The 14,557-nt window shown below is 57.7% G+C and carries 20 protein-coding genes; 4 read left to right on the top strand and 16 right to left on the bottom strand.

Features of this window, described 5'->3' with window-relative positions:
• Nucleotides 1-40 precede the first annotated feature (40 nt).
• The 10 genes from rlmH to rplU form a co-directional block, all read right to left on the bottom strand.
• Complete coding sequence (gene rlmH / locus RRU01S_RS13975) at nucleotides 41-523, bottom strand: 23S rRNA (pseudouridine(1915)-N(3))-methyltransferase RlmH (RefSeq protein ID WP_045230884.1); 483 nt, start codon at nucleotides 521-523, stop codon at nucleotides 41-43.
• Between the two features lie 102 nt (nucleotides 524-625).
• Entirely contained in the window at nucleotides 626-1,111 is a 486-nt protein-coding gene (gene rsfS, locus RRU01S_RS13970; protein ID WP_108722643.1) for a ribosome silencing factor, read from the bottom strand.
• 49 nt (nucleotides 1,112-1,160) lie between these two features.
• The gene (locus tag RRU01S_RS13965) at nucleotides 1,161-1,745 is read right to left on the bottom strand and encodes a nicotinate-nucleotide adenylyltransferase (RefSeq protein ID WP_045230883.1); all 585 of its coding nucleotides are present in this window, start codon (nucleotides 1,743-1,745) and stop codon (nucleotides 1,161-1,163) included.
• 42 nt (nucleotides 1,746-1,787) lie between these two features.
• Nucleotides 1,788-3,074 carry a glutamate-5-semialdehyde dehydrogenase gene (locus tag RRU01S_RS13960; RefSeq protein ID WP_045230882.1) on the bottom strand — a complete coding sequence of 429 codons (1,287 nt, stop codon included), beginning with the start codon at nucleotides 3,072-3,074 and terminating at the stop codon, nucleotides 1,788-1,790.
• The gene (gene proB, locus RRU01S_RS13955) at nucleotides 3,067-4,248 is read right to left on the bottom strand and encodes a glutamate 5-kinase (RefSeq protein WP_045230881.1); all 1,182 of its coding nucleotides are present in this window, start codon (nucleotides 4,246-4,248) and stop codon (nucleotides 3,067-3,069) included. Before proB ends, RRU01S_RS13960 begins: the two co-directional genes overlap by 8 nt.
• Nucleotides 4,245-5,312 (bottom strand): GTPase ObgE, encoded by a 1,068-nt coding sequence (gene obgE, locus RRU01S_RS13950; protein ID WP_045230880.1) that lies wholly within the window; start codon nucleotides 5,310-5,312, stop codon nucleotides 4,245-4,247. Before obgE ends, proB begins: the two co-directional genes overlap by 4 nt.
• Before the next feature lie 179 nt (nucleotides 5,313-5,491).
• Nucleotides 5,492-6,061: a GNAT family N-acetyltransferase gene (locus tag RRU01S_RS13945; RefSeq protein ID WP_045230879.1), complete on the bottom strand. Its 570-nt coding sequence runs from the start codon at nucleotides 6,059-6,061 to the stop codon at nucleotides 5,492-5,494.
• Complete coding sequence (locus RRU01S_RS13940; RefSeq protein WP_045230878.1) at nucleotides 6,058-6,690, bottom strand: GNAT family N-acetyltransferase; 633 nt, start codon at nucleotides 6,688-6,690, stop codon at nucleotides 6,058-6,060. The genes RRU01S_RS13945 and RRU01S_RS13940 overlap by 4 nt, the downstream gene beginning before the upstream one ends.
• A 129-nt stretch (nucleotides 6,691-6,819) precedes the next feature.
• Nucleotides 6,820-7,089 carry a 50S ribosomal protein L27 gene (rpmA, locus tag RRU01S_RS13935; RefSeq protein ID WP_045230877.1) on the bottom strand — a complete coding sequence of 90 codons (270 nt, stop codon included), beginning with the start codon at nucleotides 7,087-7,089 and terminating at the stop codon, nucleotides 6,820-6,822.
• 40 nt (nucleotides 7,090-7,129) lie between these two features.
• Complete coding sequence (gene rplU / locus RRU01S_RS13930) at nucleotides 7,130-7,444, bottom strand: 50S ribosomal protein L21 (protein WP_045230876.1); 315 nt, start codon at nucleotides 7,442-7,444, stop codon at nucleotides 7,130-7,132.
• A gap of 329 nt (nucleotides 7,445-7,773) precedes the next feature.
• Between rplU and RRU01S_RS13925 the strand changes: the two genes are divergently transcribed.
• On the top strand, nucleotides 7,774-8,214 hold the full coding sequence (locus tag RRU01S_RS13925) for a metallopeptidase family protein (protein WP_045230875.1): 441 nt from the start codon (nucleotides 7,774-7,776) through the stop codon (nucleotides 8,212-8,214).
• A gap of 78 nt (nucleotides 8,215-8,292) precedes the next feature.
• On the opposite strand, the gene RRU01S_RS13920 is transcribed toward RRU01S_RS13925, so the two are convergent.
• Nucleotides 8,293-8,499 (bottom strand): DUF1737 domain-containing protein, encoded by a 207-nt coding sequence (locus RRU01S_RS13920; protein WP_045230874.1) that lies wholly within the window; start codon nucleotides 8,497-8,499, stop codon nucleotides 8,293-8,295.
• Entirely contained in the window at nucleotides 8,496-9,407 is a 912-nt protein-coding gene (locus RRU01S_RS13915) for an HpcH/HpaI aldolase/citrate lyase family protein (RefSeq protein ID WP_045230873.1), read from the bottom strand. Before RRU01S_RS13915 ends, RRU01S_RS13920 begins: the two co-directional genes overlap by 4 nt.
• Nucleotides 9,408-9,518: 111 nt before the next feature.
• Between RRU01S_RS13915 and RRU01S_RS13910 the strand changes: the two genes are divergently transcribed.
• Both RRU01S_RS13910 and ppa read left to right on the top strand, forming a co-directional pair.
• Nucleotides 9,519-9,755 carry a hypothetical protein gene (locus tag RRU01S_RS13910; RefSeq protein ID WP_045230945.1) on the top strand — a complete coding sequence of 79 codons (237 nt, stop codon included), beginning with the start codon at nucleotides 9,519-9,521 and terminating at the stop codon, nucleotides 9,753-9,755.
• Between the two features lie 231 nt (nucleotides 9,756-9,986).
• A complete protein-coding gene (ppa, locus tag RRU01S_RS13905; RefSeq protein ID WP_045230872.1) occupies nucleotides 9,987-10,520 on the top strand; it encodes an inorganic diphosphatase in 534 nt (177 codons plus the stop codon).
• A gap of 81 nt (nucleotides 10,521-10,601) precedes the next feature.
• On the opposite strand, the gene RRU01S_RS13900 is transcribed toward ppa, so the two are convergent.
• The gene (locus tag RRU01S_RS13900; RefSeq protein WP_045230944.1) at nucleotides 10,602-10,892 is read right to left on the bottom strand and encodes a YggT family protein; all 291 of its coding nucleotides are present in this window, start codon (nucleotides 10,890-10,892) and stop codon (nucleotides 10,602-10,604) included.
• 393 nt (nucleotides 10,893-11,285) lie between these two features.
• Here RRU01S_RS13900 and RRU01S_RS13895 point away from each other — a divergent pair, with 393 nt between their 5' ends.
• Nucleotides 11,286-11,711, top strand: coding sequence for a FliM/FliN family flagellar motor switch protein (locus RRU01S_RS13895; protein ID WP_165572229.1), 426 nt, complete (start codon nucleotides 11,286-11,288; stop codon nucleotides 11,709-11,711).
• Here RRU01S_RS13895 and RRU01S_RS13890 read toward each other — a convergent pair.
• Genes RRU01S_RS13890 through RRU01S_RS13880 form a run of 3 tightly spaced genes read right to left on the bottom strand, consistent with a single transcriptional unit; the run spans nucleotide 11,683 to nucleotide 14,556 of the window.
• On the bottom strand, nucleotides 11,683-12,450 hold the full coding sequence (locus tag RRU01S_RS13890) for a glutamine amidotransferase (protein WP_045230871.1): 768 nt from the start codon (nucleotides 12,448-12,450) through the stop codon (nucleotides 11,683-11,685). The two genes, RRU01S_RS13895 and RRU01S_RS13890, sit on opposite strands and share 29 nt — an antisense overlap.
• The gene (locus RRU01S_RS13885; RefSeq protein WP_045230870.1) at nucleotides 12,440-12,931 is read right to left on the bottom strand and encodes a tellurite resistance TerB family protein; all 492 of its coding nucleotides are present in this window, start codon (nucleotides 12,929-12,931) and stop codon (nucleotides 12,440-12,442) included. Before RRU01S_RS13885 ends, RRU01S_RS13890 begins: the two co-directional genes overlap by 11 nt.
• Nucleotides 12,932-12,948: 17 nt before the next feature.
• Nucleotides 12,949-14,556: a heme biosynthesis protein HemY gene (locus RRU01S_RS13880; protein ID WP_045230869.1), complete on the bottom strand. Its 1,608-nt coding sequence runs from the start codon at nucleotides 14,554-14,556 to the stop codon at nucleotides 12,949-12,951.
• Between the last annotated feature and the right edge of the window lies 1 nt (nucleotide 14,557).

Raw genomic sequence — 14,557 nt, 5'->3', positions numbered from 1 at the left:
TGATGGCCGAATTTGTGGTGCAACGTGTGGCGCAAAAACGTTAGACGCGGTGATATGGATGGCCGGACAGGATCGTCACGGCACGATACAGCTGTTCGGCAATCAAAATTCGCACCAACTGGTGCGGCCATGTGAGCTTTCCCAGGCATAAGGTGGCAGAGGCTTTGTCGTATAACGACGGATCGAGACCGTCCGCGCCACCGATGGCGATCATCAGGTCGCGTTTGCCGCTATCGCGCATGTTGCCGAAGAGATCAGCAAAGGCCGGGCTGTTAAGCGCCTTGCCGCGTTCATCCAGCAGAATAAGGACTGCGCCATCTGTCAGATGCTTTTCCAGCATGGCAGCTTCTTCCCGCTTGCGGGTATCGGCATTCGAAGCGCGGCTTTCGGCAACCTCGATGATGCGGGCAAATTCCAAGCCTATGGCAGGTCCGGTCTTGGCGAAACGGTCCAGATAGCGCGACGCAAGATCTTTTTCAGGGCCGGATTTGAGCCGTCCCACCGCAAAAATCGAAATCCGCATTCACACATCCATCCGTATCGCAAACGTCGTCATTTGCGTTTCTATCAGGACAGGCTGCGGATTTCTATGCGGCCGATGCGGTGCATCGGCCTTGAAACCGCATCAGTGCAGCGTTTCTTCCTCGATGTCGGGAGCGGCCCACATCTTTTCGATGTTATAGAACGCTCGGACTTCTGGACGGAACACATGGATGATGACATCGCCCGCATCGATCACGACCCAATCGCCGTTCTCGAGGCCTTCGATACGCGAATGGCCGAAGCCCTCGTCCTTCATATCGGACATGAGATGTTCGCAGATCGCCGAGACATGCCTGTTGGAACGCCCGGACACCACAACCATGTAGTCCGCAAGCGCCGATTTTCCGGCAATGTTCAGGTAAACGATGTCTTCTGCTTTGGAGTCCTCGACACTGGCGAGGACGGTTCCGAGGGCACGACGGGCAGCATCAACGCCACTCTCCATGCTCTTTGGGATAGCGCTGAAAGCTCTTCCCTTGGTGTGTACTGTTGTCAGTGGTTTTCCTTTCCGAAATGACAAACCAGATACTGTGCAGCGATTCTTCACGCCACACAGTAAAGTTGGCATCAAAGCGTTAAGTTTTCAAGATGTGGGAGAGGCTTGTATGCCTCATACTTCATCTACGATCGTTGCGCAAAGCAGTGGAACTCAGCGTCGAGCGTGGCCCGTGGATGAAAACCCAGGCGGGCGCGGTTTTTGTCCAGAGAACACCCGCATCGTCTTCGTCCACGCGGGCATGGCTGAAGGCCTGCGCCATGGTGGAGGAGAGATAGGCAAGCGTTGCGCCTGGCCTGTCGATGACGGCAATCGGGAAGGTCTCGGCGATCTTGCGCCATTTCTGCCAGCGATGGAAATTGCGCAGATTGTCGGCACCCATGATCCAGATGAACCGGACATGCGGGTTCTTCGCCTTGATCAGCCGCAGCGTATTGGCGGTGTAGGTGACACCGAAGGATTGCTCGAAGGCGGTCACCTTGACGCGTGGGTCCGAGATCAACTCCTCACAGGCGTCGATGCGGTTTTTGAGGGGGGCGAGGTCGGCCCTGTTCTTCAGCGGGTTGCCGGGCGTCACCATCCACCACAGCTGATCGAGACCCAGCCGTCGCAGAGCAATTTCGGCAACCAGCGCATGGCCCGCATGGGGTGGATTGAAAGACCCGCCGAACAGGCCGATGACCATGCCGCGCTCCGTGTGCGGCATGGTAAGGTAACGTTTGTCCAGACCACAATCGTCAGTCACATATCAGGTCCGCGTCTGGCCGGTGCCATGCACACGGTATTTGAAGGACGTCAGCTGCTCGACGCCCACGGGGCCGCGCGCATGCATCTTGCCGGTGGCGATGCCGATTTCCGCGCCCATGCCGAATTCACCGCCATCGGCAAACTGCGTGGAGGCATTGTGCAGCAAAATGGCCGAATCGATCTCGTTGAAGAAGCGTTCGACCACTGCGGCATCTTCAGCAATCACAGCTTCGGTGTGATTGGACGAGTAAGTGCCGATATGCGCGATGGCACCGGAAATTCCGTCCACGACATCAACCGAAATGATGGCGTCGAGATATTCCGTGCGCCAGTCTTCTTCCGTCGCTGCGATCACACCTTCGACAGCGTTTTGCACCGCTGCCGAGCCACGCACTTCGCAACCGGCGTCGCGCAAAATCCTCACCAGCGGTTCCAGATGCGTTGACACGGCAGAAGCATCGACCAGCAGCGTTTCGGCCGAGCCGCATATGCCGGTGCGGCGCATCTTGGCGTTCAGTACGATGTTTTTCGCCATCTCCAGATCGGCAGACTTATCGACATAAACGTGGCAGATGCCTTCCAGATGGGCAAAGACCGGAACACGGGCTTCCGACTGAACACGCGCCACGAGGCTTTTGCCGCCGCGCGGAACGATGACATCCACCGTGCCGCCGAGCCCGCCCAGCAGACTGCCGACGGCAGCGCGATCCGTAACAGGCACGAGTTGAATCGCATGCTCTGGAAGTCCCGCGATCTTCAGGCCTTCCACGAGGCAGGCATGGATAGCGCGCGATGAATATTGCGAATCCGAACCACCGCGCAGGATCACAGCATTGCCCGCCTTCAGGCACAGCGCACCGGCATCCGCCGTGACATTCGGGCGGCTTTCATAGATGACGCCGATGACGCCGAGCGGCGTGCGGACGCGTTCGATCTTCAGCCCGTTGGGACGATCCCAGGCTGCGATGACCTCTCCAACAGGATCGGCAAGGGCCGCGATGGAGCGAATGCCCTCGGCGATCCCTGCGATCCGCGCATTGTCGAGTTTCAAACGGTCGATGAAGGAGGCGGCAACGCCTGAAGTTTCAGCCGCCGCGACATCCCTGGCATTGGCGTCGAGGATTTTGGACATCGAAGCCTCGATGGCAGAGGCCATAGCCAGTAGCGCGCGGTTCTTCTGATCCGCACTGGCGATGGACAACGGTCGCGAAGCAGCTTTTGCCTGAGCGCCGATGGACATCATCAGCGTTTCAATATCATGGCTCTGCTTCACGGCCTGTTCAGGCATCGACCTCATCCTTATTTGCATTTTTCAGTTTGACGGAAAGACCCGTCATGACCAGATCGTCGCGATGAATCATCGCTGCGCGACCGACATAACCGAGGATCGCCTCGATTTCGTTGGACTTGTGCCCGTTGATCTGGCGCGCCTCGTCGTCATCGTAGCCGGCCAGACCGCGGGCGATTTCCCGACCTTGCGCGCCGATGATGACAACCGCATCACCGCGGCCGAAATTGCCCTTCACCAGGGTCACACCGGCGGGAAGAAGGCTCTTGCCATCATAGAGTGCCTTTTCCGCACCGGCATCCACATGCAACTCGCCGACCGGCTGAAGCTGTCCGGCAATCCAGGTCTTGCGGGCCGTGACGGGCGTTCCCGACGGCGCAAACCAGGAGGAGCGCGCGCCGTTTTCGATGGCTTTCAACGGGTTGAGCGTTTTGCCCGACGCGATGATCATGCCGCAACCGGCGGCGGTTGCGATCTTACCTGCATCGATCTTGGTGCGCATGCCGCCGCGCGACAGTTCGGACGCCGCCCCACCCGCCATGGCTTCGATCTCAGGCGTGATCTTGGCAATCGTTTCCAGAAACTGCGCGTCGGGATCGAGATGCGGCGGGGCGGTGTAGAGCCCGTCGATGTCCGAGAGCAGCACCAAGATGTCTGCCCCTGTCATCGTCGCCACGCGCGCCGCCAGCCGGTCGTTGTCGCCGTAGCGGATTTCCGTCGTCGCAACCGTGTCGTTTTCATTGATGATCGGGATCGCGCCGATTTTCAGAAGCTGATTGATTGTCGCACGGGCGTTGAGATAACGGCGACGCTCTTCCGTGTCGGACAGCGTCAGCAGAATCTGGCCCGCGACGATATCGTGCTTGGAGAGGCTTTCCGACCACGCGCGTGCCAGCGCGATCTGGCCGACGGCTGCTGCCGCCTGGCTTTCCTCCAGCTTCAGGGCACCGGATGGTAGACCCAGAACGGTGCGCCCCAGCGCGATAGCGCCGGAGGAAACCACCTGCACATCGGCACCATTGGCCTTCAGCGCTGCGATATCCTCGCAGATCGCATCCAGCCATTCCTTCTTCAAGCCACTCGCGCGGTCGACCAGAAGGGCAGAGCCGATCTTGATGACGATGCGGTGATGGCTACCGAGAGGTTTTCGCGCCAATGTCGAAATCGACGTCATAGGCGGTCGTCTCCATCCTCGATCTCGTCTTCTACGGGCATGGAGCGATCCGGCATGGCGGTATGTCCGCCACGGCTGTCGGACACGATAATGTCGCGAAGCTCACGAAGAGTTTCGAGCATACCGATATGGGCCGCAGCAGACAGAAGAAGCGGCGGACGACCGCAGGCCTTCTCTAGTTCCTTCGCCTTCTTCTTCAATTCCTTTTCGTCGAGCACGTCGATCTGCGAAAGTGCCACGATTTCAGGCTTGTCGGTCAACCCGCCTCCATAGGCAGCAAGCTCACGTTTGACGGTCTTGTAAGCCTTGCCGACATTCTCTTCCTGCGCCGAAACAAGGTGCAGCAGAACACGGGTGCGCTCGACGTGACCGAGGAACCGGTCGCCGATACCAACGCCTTCATGCGCGCCTTCGATCAGGCCCGGAATATCGGCCAGAACGAATTCGCGGCCATCGATGGTCGCAACACCCAGATTGGGGTGCAGCGTGGTGAAGGGATAGTTGGCGATTTTTGGACGCGCACGCGTAACGGTCGCGAGGAACGTAGATTTGCCAGCATTGGGGAGGCCCACCAGACCTGCATCGGCAATCAGCTTCAGGCGAAGCCAGATCATCTTTTCCTCACCCGCAAGGCCGGGGTTGGCATGCGTGGGAGCCTGATTGGTCGAGGACTTGAAATAGGCATTACCGAAGCCGCCATTACCACCCGCAGCCAGACGGAACCGCTGACCTTCCTTGGTCAGATCGATAATCAGCGTTTCATTGTCTTCTTCAAAAATCTGCGTGCCAACGGGTACGCGCAACACGACACTGGCACCTTTTGCGCCGGTGCGGCCCTGGCCCATACCATGCTGGCCGATGGTGGCCTTGAAGTGCTGCTGGAAGCGAAAGTCGATCAGCGTGTTGAGACCATTGACGACCTCCACCCACACATCGCCACCACGCCCGCCATCACCGCCGTCAGGGCCGCCGAATTCGATGAATTTTTCGCGCCGGAAGGAAACCGCGCCGGCACCGCCGTCGCCGGAGCGAATATAAACTTTTGCTTCATCGAGAAATTTCATCGTCTTGGCCGTTCTGTCAACTTAGTGGCAATTCCAGCAAAGGTTTGCGGACTTGCTTTTAAAAAAAGGATCTGTCGCTCCAAATATAGGCGCAGGCTCTCAAGGTCAAAGATTATCGTGGCGGGAAAGCCGATAGGGCAAGGCCGGTCTGCGATAAAACCGGCCTTGTTTGATGTTGTTTACGGTCGCGGCCTTCGAAAAGCCTCTGCCGTCAATGCGGTATCCAGATGCGTCACCATGCTTGCGCGTGCAACGGCATAGATTTCATGGCATCCGATGATCTGAAAACCGAGCTTCTCCTGCACCCGCAGTGACGCGGGGTTATCCGCAAACATGCCGGAATAAAGCACCTCTTCCGGCATCTGCTGAAAGAAATGCTCGACCACGCTGGCCACTGCCTCGGTCATAAGGCCCTTGCCCCAATGGGCACGGTCGAGCCAATATCCGAGACGCCACTCGCCATGAAGCTCTTCGATCGAGACGACGCCGATCAGCGTATCGTCACCGCAGGTGATGGCAAAATCCCAACCCTGCCCTGCTGTTCGCAGGATCAACCACTCCAGAGCGTCCTGCCTGTAATAGGGTGCCGGGACACGCGCGAGCATGCGCGTGACCTGGAAGTCGCTGAGCGATTGCGCAATGCTTCCAGCATCCGAAAGGCGCTGCGGGCGCAGCACCAGTCGGCGGGTCTCCAGCGTCTGGATATGACTTGGTCTTGCCAGAGGGTTCTTCACCTGAGCCGTTCTCATCGCATATCTCCCCAGCTTCTCAGCGAAACCCATGTCTTGCGATCCAGCCGATACCATTCGACGGGTACCATGCCGCCCAGCGCCAGCGAACCGACCATGCCGGAACCCTGAAGCTGGAAACCGCACTTTTGTATGACCCGGCGCGAGGCGATGTTGGTGACGCGGCACCGTGCGTCGATCTGCTCGATGTCGCGGGTTCGGAACGCCATGTCGATCAGGGCATGAGCGGCTTCGGTCGTATAGCCCTTGTTCCAGTAGGGTTCACCCAGCCAATAGCCCATTTCGAGGGTGTTTTGATCGGCCTGCGGCTCCAGCGCACAGCAGCCCATAAACTCGCCGTTCTCCATGCGGGTAATCGCATAGACGCACTTGCCAATCTCGCCCACTTTTGCACGTCGCACGAAATCCGCGGCATCTTTGGCCGTGTAAGGGTGCGGCATACGCGACACCATGGTCGCGATATTGGCGTTGTTGGCAAGATGGGCAAGGGCGTCAATGTCTTCTTCGTGAGGGGCGCGCATGACGAGCCTTTGCGATAATAAGACGGGGCAATCGCTCCTCGACCGATCAGGTCTCGGCCGTTCTTCGGGTGACCGTGATTGGTCTTCCCTTAACAATTCAGCTTGCATGGTTCAGTCCCTCCATGAGGTTAAGAAAAAAGGGGAGTTGGGTGGTGCCCCAACTCCCCTTTTTAATGACTGAACCTGTTACGTCTCAGCCGGGTCATTGGGACACCGGCTGCATATGACGCGACCGGCTTATTCTGCGGCTTCCGCTTTCGGTGCGACAGACACGTATACGCGGCCATTGCCCTTCGAGCGGAAGGACACGTTGCCGGCTGTCAGCGCGAAAATCGTGTGGTCTTTGCCGAGGCCAACATTGGCGCCGGGATGCCACTGCGTTCCGCGCTGGCGCAGAATAATGTTGCCTGGAATGACGGCTTCGCCGCCGAACTTCTTCACGCCAAGGCGCTTGGAATTCGAATCGCGACCGTTACGCGATGAACCGCCAGCTTTTTTATGTGCCATTGGATGTCTCCTTTAAACCTTGTTTCCCGTGTCGCGCCGATTAGGCTGCAACGATGTCCGTGATGCGGACGACGGTGTGATGCTGACGATGACCGCGCGTACGCTTGGAGTTCTGACGACGACGCTTCTTGAAGGCGATGACCTTCTTGCCGCGATTGTGTTCGACAACTTCAGCCTTGACCGTTGCGCCTGCAACGAAAGGTGCGCCGAACTGTGCGTCAGCGCCAACGCCGATCACGAGAACTTCGGTGAATTCTACAGTTGCGCCAGCGTCTGCTTCCAATTTTTCAATTGTGAGCACGTCGTTGGCCGCTACACGGTACTGCTTACCGCCGGTCTTGATGACTGCGAACATTTTTTACCCTTTCATGTTCGTTCCGGCTCTGCCCGCAAATGCGGTCTGGCCGTCTTTTTATCAGTCGAATAGCTTGGCTTCTTTAGGCTTTATGCTTGTGGAAACCGCGCCGGTGAAACCGCTTTTGACAAAGCGATACAAACGGAAGACGCAATACGCCCTCAATTTCACGTGCCGGATACGCGAGCAAGCCCTTTCTGTCAAGGTCTGGAGGGCATCGAAAACACCCCAAATGGCCAAGAATCTCGGGGGATTTAACCACTTGTGGCAAACAGGCCTCGAAATTTCGTCGGCAAGGGTTTATATGGGCCTCTCAACAAGGAGCAGAAATGGCCCGCATAGACAAAACCGACGATTGGCGGGATCGCCACGCGCCGACACTTTCAGCGTTCGAATCGCTTGCCATCGAGGCATATGGCCATTTGCCGGAAGAGTTTCGCGCGCTGACCAAGGACCTGATCATCGAGATCGCGGATTTTCCGACCGATGAGGTGTTCGAGGACATGGCGCTGGAAACGCCGTTCGATCTGCTCGGTCTGTTCGAAGGACGCGGCATTTCAGAACGTTTCACCATGGAAACCGGCGAGATGGTCAACCGCATCATCCTCTACCGTCGACCGATCCTCGATTACTGGGCTGAAAACGAGGAGACGCTGGGCGATATCATCACCCACGTCCTCATCCATGAAATCGGCCACCATTTCGGCCTGTCGGACGACGACATGGAGCGCATCGAAGAAAGCGCCGACGAGGCGGCGACGGATCGCTGATTCGATCATCTAACCCGTCATGGCGGACTTGATTTGGCATCCAGCAGCGCCGAGTTTGCGGGATGATGGTGTAGGTCTTTACTGCTCGCCCAGCTTCATATCCGGGTGGTATTCCTTGCCTTCGACGGTCTTGGTGACCGGCTGTCCGCAGTGCATGACGCCGGTTGCCGCATTGAACGCGTAGGTCGGTGATCCCGCCAGTTCCCAGCCTTTGTTGAGGGCTTCGGTGACGCGATGACAGAACTTTGCGTCGTCGGGACCGGTGATGAAACGATAGACTTTCATGGTGTTGCTGCCTTTCGTTGGGCAATGATGTCGGCCATGGCGACCAGCCGTTCAGCTGGGCCGACATGCAGCCGTTCGATCATTTTCCCGTTGGAATTGATGACGTTCAATCCCACAGATTCCGGTTTGGCGAAAGCCGAAATGATCTCGCGCGCCTCGTCCAGAGCCGATTCGGTGGGTTCAAAAGCCCGGTTTGCGGCGTCGATCTGGGCCGGGTGGATCAGCATCTTGCCATCGAAGCCCATGGAGCGGCCCTGCTCGCATTCTGCGGCAAAGGCATTGAGGTCGCGGAAGTCATTGGACACGCTGTCGATGACATCCAAGCCATAGGCGCGGGCGGCGAGCACGATCTGCATCAGCCACGGCACGAGGTACGTGCGCCCGGCTTCAGCGGGAACCCGCGTGTCCTTGCGCAGATCGTTAAGCCCGACCACAAAGCCGCCCAGCCGCGCGCCCGTCGTGTGGGACGCTTCGGCGATGGCGGCGGCATTCAAAACGCCCTTCGGCGTCTCGATCATCGCCCATATTTTCAGGTTTTCCGGTGCGTCATCCTCTGCCAAGAGATCAGCGACGTCCTGGATGTGGGAAAGCTGCTCGACCTTTGGAAGCAGTATGGCGTCCGGCGCGCAGGTCAAAATCGTCTTCAGATCGTTCTGCCCCGTCGTAGTGGAGATGGGGTTGATGCGGATGATCGTTTCACGCCCGGCCAGCGGCGTTTCCTTGAAGAAGGTCAGGAGGTTGTCGCGTGCCTCGTCCTTCGCATCCGGTGCGACCGAATCTTCCAGATCGAAAATGACGCCGTCGCAATCCAGTGTGCCGAGTTTTGCCAGTGCGCGCAGGTTGATGGCTGGCACCGACAGAAGGGACCGGCGTGGGCGAACAATATTGCTGAAATAAAAATCGGCCATGCCGCACTTGTGTCAACCTTTTGTGACATTCGCAAGCAGATAGGCGGTGCGCATCCTCTTGCAAGCGACGCAGAGAAGGCCCACATTCGTCTGGACAGAAAGGTTTGGATCATGCAGGGCATTCGTACATTCTTCTTCGCGGCTTCCAGCATTGCAATTCTGGCTCTGGCCGCACTCTTCACAGCGTCTCTGACGGTTGCGCTTATCGGCACCTTGGCCGTGCTCAGTGCCGCTCGTCTGTTGTCCGCCCGGCTGAAGCCCGCTCCCATTCCCGTTAAGCCGCGCCAGCGCGAGCAGCAGAACATGCGCGTTTGGAACGATGGCCGTGGGACGATCATCGATCTTTAAGATCGATCAGCAACGCGTTTCCATTACTTTGATATAGTTGGCGGCTGCTTTTTTGCGGTCGCCTTGTGCTCTGTCAGTGCTTAGACCTCGCCCGTGAGCCTCCTGTTTCTTGTAACGGAAAACCCGTTGTTTTCGTGAGGAGTTTTGCCTCAAACGGCATAGTCGTGTTGCAAAGTGGCGACTTTCCCAGTATCGACATGCCAGTCCAACCCACCTAATCGAGGGAAGCGAATGCGTATCGATGCTATTTCTATCGGCAAGAACCCGCCGGATGATATCAATGTGATTGTGGAGGTCCCGGTTGGTGGCCACCCGATCAAGTACGAGATGGATAAGGACGCGGGCGCTCTGGTCGTTGACCGTTTTCTCTATACCCCGATGACCTATCCGGGTAACTACGGCTTCGTGCCGCATACGCTGTCGGAAGACGGTGATCCGATCGATGTGCTGATCTGCAATACCCGCCCATTGGTACCAGGCTGTGTGATCAATGTGCGCCCGATCGGCGTGATGATCATGGAAGACGACGGCGGCAAGGACGAAAAAATCCTCGCCGTTCCTGCGCCAAAACTGACACAGCGTTACGACAAGGTTCAGAACTATACGGACCTGCCCGAGATCACGCTGAAGCAGATCGAGCACTTCTTCGAGCACTACAAGGATCTGGAGCCTGGCAAGTGGGTGAAGATGGGCGGCTGGCAGAATGTTGACGTCGCCAAGAAGCTGATCGTCGAAGCCATCGAACGCTACAAGGCGCAGAGCTGATTTAAACGACCGCATATTGCAAACGACACATCCTCCGGGTCGAAACCGATCCGGAGGATTTTTTATGTCGGTAGGAGCCGATCAAGCGACCAGCGGATAGATCGTATTCCACATCAGCGAGCGGATGAAGAAGATGATCAACAGCAGGATGATCGGCGAAATGTCGATGCCGCCGAGGTTTGGCAGAATACGACGGATGGGTCGCAGCGCCGGTTCGGTGACGTTGTAGAGGAAGCTGCCGATCGCGCCGACGAATTGGTTCGAAGAATTGATGACATTGAAGGCATAGAGCCAAGAGAAAATGGCGCTGATAATCAGCACCCAGGTATAAAGGTTTAACGCCAGATCGATTGTCTGAAACAGGGCAAGCATCAATGTCTCCATTCGTTGTTGGGTGACATTTAGTCATTCGCACGGCAACCGGCAAGTGGCCGTTGATTTGCATGCTCTTCCAGGCGGCACTCCGCTGTTTTTGCAATCCGCCGCGCAATCGTCCTCTGCTTTACTTGACCCCGCCATCTGTCCTGACGTGTGACACGGTCGATCGTCACCACGACCGAAATTGCACCAGTTTGAACATGCGTGCCATTTTGATGCAGGCGTCCGGTCTGCACGACATATGCGAGCGCGCGCCTGTGGATGTTAAGTCTGCGTTAATCATGTCGTCATTCTTTTGCAAATCCGCAGCCAACGGGCTCAGCGGCTCGACTAGAATGAAATCGACCCTATGAATGGGGCTGATTCGATTTGCTGAGGTGTTCCATGATGGATTCAAGTGACGGTACTGCGCCTTTCGCGTGGCCGGCTGTCGGCGCAAGTTTCAACCAGCCTTACCGGGTCGAGCACGCACTGAACTCTCCCATGTCGGAACGCCAAGCTGTACGGGCGCAACTATCGGATTGGGGCCAACCGGTGCACGATAACAGCCGCGCGCTTGTCGCCTCACAGCAGCCGTCAGGCAAACATTTCGATGAGATACCGCTGACGATGGAAGTCGTGATCGGGCAAGCGCAGGTTCCCGTTTCCGCGCTGATGGCCCTGACCAAAGATCAAGTCGTTCTCCTGAACAAGCGTTTTGGCGATCCGGTCGAAATCCGGGTCAACGGGCAAACCATCGGTCGAGGCGAAATCGTTTCCGACAATGACGACAACGTCATTGGCGTCAAGCTGACGGAAGTGCTGCGTAGCTAGACGCGTCTGTTTTCTTTAGCGTGCCGTTGAAGACCAAATCCAGAAACTGCGAGAGCCACGCCTTGAGCGCGTTGTCGAATAGCATTCGGCCTTCCAGGTGCTGGCTTCCGACCTGTGCGTTCGGCATGCCAAATTTCTCAGCACCACGCACCACCCAGCTCTGCATCATGGCGCGTGTCAATTCCGCGTGAAACTGCAGACCCCAGGCATTCTGGCCGTAGCGGTAAGCCTGGTTAGGATAGGCATCGCCCGTGGCCAGCAGCTCTGCACCGTGCGGCAATTCAAATCCTTCGCGGTGAAAGTGATAGACCATCTGCGGCCAACGGGGCAAAAGCAGGCGGCCTTTTTCGGTCGCATGCAGGGGATACCAGCCGATTTCCACTCTGCCATCGCTATCGGCAACAACCTTTGCGCCCAAGTGCTTGGAGAGCATTTGCGCGCCGAGGCAAATTCCCAGAAATGGCTTGTTTTCTGTCAGCGGAACTTTGAGCCAGTCGATTTCGGTCTGGATAAAGGCATCGGGATCGTTGGCACTCATAGGACCACCGAATATCACAGCGCCGCGATGCGCCGACAAGGTGGTCGGGAGCTCGTCGCCCAGTGGGGGCCGCCGGATATCGAGCCGATAGCCTTTTTCGACCAGCATCTGCCCCACTCGGCCTGGCGTGGATCGTTCCTGGTGGAGCACGATCAAGATTCTGTCTTGACTGCCTCTCTGGCAGGATGGGTCAAACAGCATCTTTCTGGTTTTCGCTTTCGTCGGATATATTTACATGCGTTGCAGCTTGCTGGCGCTGCAAAACGCGGTCTCGGACCGATACGCCCAGGAGATCGGCAACACGCCAGATGACATGATCTTCCATCTCGTTGCGTTCGCCATCGGCATAGACGATATCCCAGAGGATGCCGATCAACTCGATGCGTTTTTCCTCATCCAGATGGCGGCGAATGTCGGCGGTGAAGCGATAGTAGTCGACCGCTTCGCGCCCGGCCTCGCGGCCTGCATCCATCAACGCGTCCAGTTTGCTGGAGCTGAGATCATAATGCTCGTGCAGCAGCTCACGCAGACGCTGACGCTCAACCTTGGAAACGGTGCCGTCTGCCTCCATGACCTGAAAACACAGTGCGGCGATCGCGACACGCAGGTCGTCAGGTGCGAAGTCCTCAGATGCGCTGCCTTGCGTAAGAGTATGGAAAAATGACTGAATGCGCTCGAGCATAAGGGTCCTTACATCGGTTAAAACAATTTCAGTCGTGTTTTTTCGTCGGGCTCGGTCACAGGTTTCTTAACGCCCGGATCGTCCGGCGCCCCTCCGAAGAAGGCGACGGGCTCCTGTTGCTTTTCAAGCCGCTTGTCCTCGGTGGCATCCACGACAACGGGTTTCGGCGTTGTCGGCTTTTCCACTGTCGCCACAGTCGTGTCTGGCTTGAGCGCAGGCTCCACAGTTTTCACCGGAACCGGTACCTCGATGATCTTTTCACGAATCTCAGGCTTTGCGACATCGGGCAGGGACGACAATGCGCTGTCGACGCTCACATCCTCTACCGGGCCTTCGACTTGGCCGAATGGCATTTTCCATGCGAAAGCGTCCAGACGCCCTGTGACAGGGGAGGCAGGCAGCCATTTCTCAGAAACAATGCCATCTGCCACCCAGGCGTGATCTCGAGGCGCGCGCAAGGCCTGCGCCATCCAGTGACGAATGCGTCCCTGGTCACCGGTTTCGGCTTCCTCGATATCAGCGAGCAGCAGGAAGGTGCTTTCGCGCGGCTCGATGCGGGCGGCGGCCTGAGCCTTAGTGCGGGCGCGTGTGAAATCCTGGGCATCGAGAGCGGCCTGTGCGACGGCGAAGAGCGCTTCAACATTATTAGGCTTCAGGCTCTCAAGCCGCTCGGCGCGCTTGAGGCGGTCTATGGCTGTATCGCCACTGCGGGCACGCACATACAGCTGGGCGATCTGCGGGTGCGGTGCGATCTTCCAAACTGGCTCAAGAACGGCCGCTGCCTTGCGCAGATTGTCTTCGCGCAGATAGGACTTTGCAGCAACCAGAGCCGCAGGCACCAGCCCCTTGGAGAGTTTCAACGCGTGCTTGGCATCTTCGCGCGCGGCCTTCGGATCGCTTTCGAATTTCTCTTCCGCTTTTGCCGTCAGCAGAACCGCTTTCAAGCGCTCTGCTTCGCCGCGCTCGATAACGCTTGCCGCCTTCTGTTGGTCCAGCAGACGGATGGCATCGTCCCATTCGCCGTTGCGGGATTTGCTCTCAAGGGTCGCCTGCGCGGCCCATGGCAGGTAAGGCGCGTTCTTGGCCGCATCCTCGGCATATTCCAACGCCGCTTCGTTGGCGCCCTGGCGACGGGCTTCCATGTAAAGACCGCGAAGACCAAGCTCGCGTGTTTCCGGGTCCTGCGCCATCGCCTCGAATTTGCGGCGGGCAGCATCGTATTTGCCTTCGATCAGATCGGCCTGTGCCTCTAGAAGATGGATCAGCGGCTCCTGATCGGCATTCAACAGCCCTTGTGTTCGCGCCGTCATCTTGCGGGCGAGAAGAGCATTGCCAGCACCGGCTGCTATCAGCCCCGTCGACAGAGCCTGATAGCCCCGGTCGCGCTTACGGGAGCGGAAATAGCGGCGTGCCGCATGCGGCGAATTCCAGACGGTGTTGAACAGCCACCAGACGATCATCACGGCTGCAATCAGTGTTGCCACGATGGAGGCCGCCACCATGAGGCTCATCTCGATCAGTTGGCCCTGCCAGACGATGGACAGGACACCAGGGCGGTCTGCCAGCCACGAGAAACCGAAGCCGATGAGAAGAACGATGACGACGAAACTGATAATCTTTGTCATG

The organism is Agrobacterium rubi TR3 = NBRC 13261 (genome assembly GCF_000739935.1).
GTDB classification, from domain to species: domain Bacteria; phylum Pseudomonadota; class Alphaproteobacteria; order Rhizobiales; family Rhizobiaceae; genus Agrobacterium; species Agrobacterium rubi.
Note: the sequence above shows the minus strand (reverse complement) of the source record. Positions and strands in the feature narration are given on the sequence as shown.

Coding starts and splice junctions, on each gene's coding strand:
- rpmA (WP_045230877.1), bottom strand. CDS start 7,089: ATGGCACATAAAAAAGCTGGCGGTTCATCGCGTAACGGTCGCGATTCG.
- RRU01S_RS13895 (WP_165572229.1), top strand. CDS start 11,286: ATGGATTCAAGTGACGGTACTGCGCCTTTCGCGTGGCCGGCTGTCGGC.
- RRU01S_RS13960 (WP_045230882.1), bottom strand. CDS start 3,074: ATGCCTGAACAGGCCGTGAAGCAGAGCCATGATATTGAAACGCTGATG.
- RRU01S_RS13945 (WP_045230879.1), bottom strand. CDS start 6,061: ATGAGAACGGCTCAGGTGAAGAACCCTCTGGCAAGACCAAGTCATATC.
- RRU01S_RS13915 (WP_045230873.1), bottom strand. CDS start 9,407: ATGGCCGATTTTTATTTCAGCAATATTGTTCGCCCACGCCGGTCCCTT.
- RRU01S_RS13920 (WP_045230874.1), bottom strand. CDS start 8,499: ATGAAAGTCTATCGTTTCATCACCGGTCCCGACGACGCAAAGTTCTGT.
- RRU01S_RS13890 (WP_045230871.1), bottom strand. CDS start 12,450: ATGCTGTTTGACCCATCCTGCCAGAGAGGCAGTCAAGACAGAATCTTG.
- RRU01S_RS13910 (WP_045230945.1), top strand. CDS start 9,519: ATGCAGGGCATTCGTACATTCTTCTTCGCGGCTTCCAGCATTGCAATT.
- ppa (WP_045230872.1), top strand. CDS start 9,987: ATGCGTATCGATGCTATTTCTATCGGCAAGAACCCGCCGGATGATATC.
- rlmH (WP_045230884.1), bottom strand. CDS start 523: ATGCGGATTTCGATTTTTGCGGTGGGACGGCTCAAATCCGGCCCTGAA.
- RRU01S_RS13880 (WP_045230869.1), bottom strand. CDS start 14,556: ATGACAAAGATTATCAGTTTCGTCGTCATCGTTCTTCTCATCGGCTTC.
- RRU01S_RS13900 (WP_045230944.1), bottom strand. CDS start 10,892: ATGCTTGCCCTGTTTCAGACAATCGATCTGGCGTTAAACCTTTATACC.
- rsfS (WP_108722643.1), bottom strand. CDS start 1,111: ATGCCAACTTTACTGTGTGGCGTGAAGAATCGCTGCACAGTATCTGGT.
- RRU01S_RS13965 (WP_045230883.1), bottom strand. CDS start 1,745: ATGCCGCACACGGAGCGCGGCATGGTCATCGGCCTGTTCGGCGGGTCT.
- proB (WP_045230881.1), bottom strand. CDS start 4,248: ATGACGTCGATTTCGACATTGGCGCGAAAACCTCTCGGTAGCCATCAC.
- RRU01S_RS13940 (WP_045230878.1), bottom strand. CDS start 6,690: ATGCAAGCTGAATTGTTAAGGGAAGACCAATCACGGTCACCCGAAGAA.
- RRU01S_RS13885 (WP_045230870.1), bottom strand. CDS start 12,931: ATGCTCGAGCGCATTCAGTCATTTTTCCATACTCTTACGCAAGGCAGC.
- RRU01S_RS13925 (WP_045230875.1), top strand. CDS start 7,774: ATGGCCCGCATAGACAAAACCGACGATTGGCGGGATCGCCACGCGCCG.
- obgE (WP_045230880.1), bottom strand. CDS start 5,312: ATGAAATTTCTCGATGAAGCAAAAGTTTATATTCGCTCCGGCGACGGC.
- rplU (WP_045230876.1), bottom strand. CDS start 7,444: ATGTTCGCAGTCATCAAGACCGGCGGTAAGCAGTACCGTGTAGCGGCC.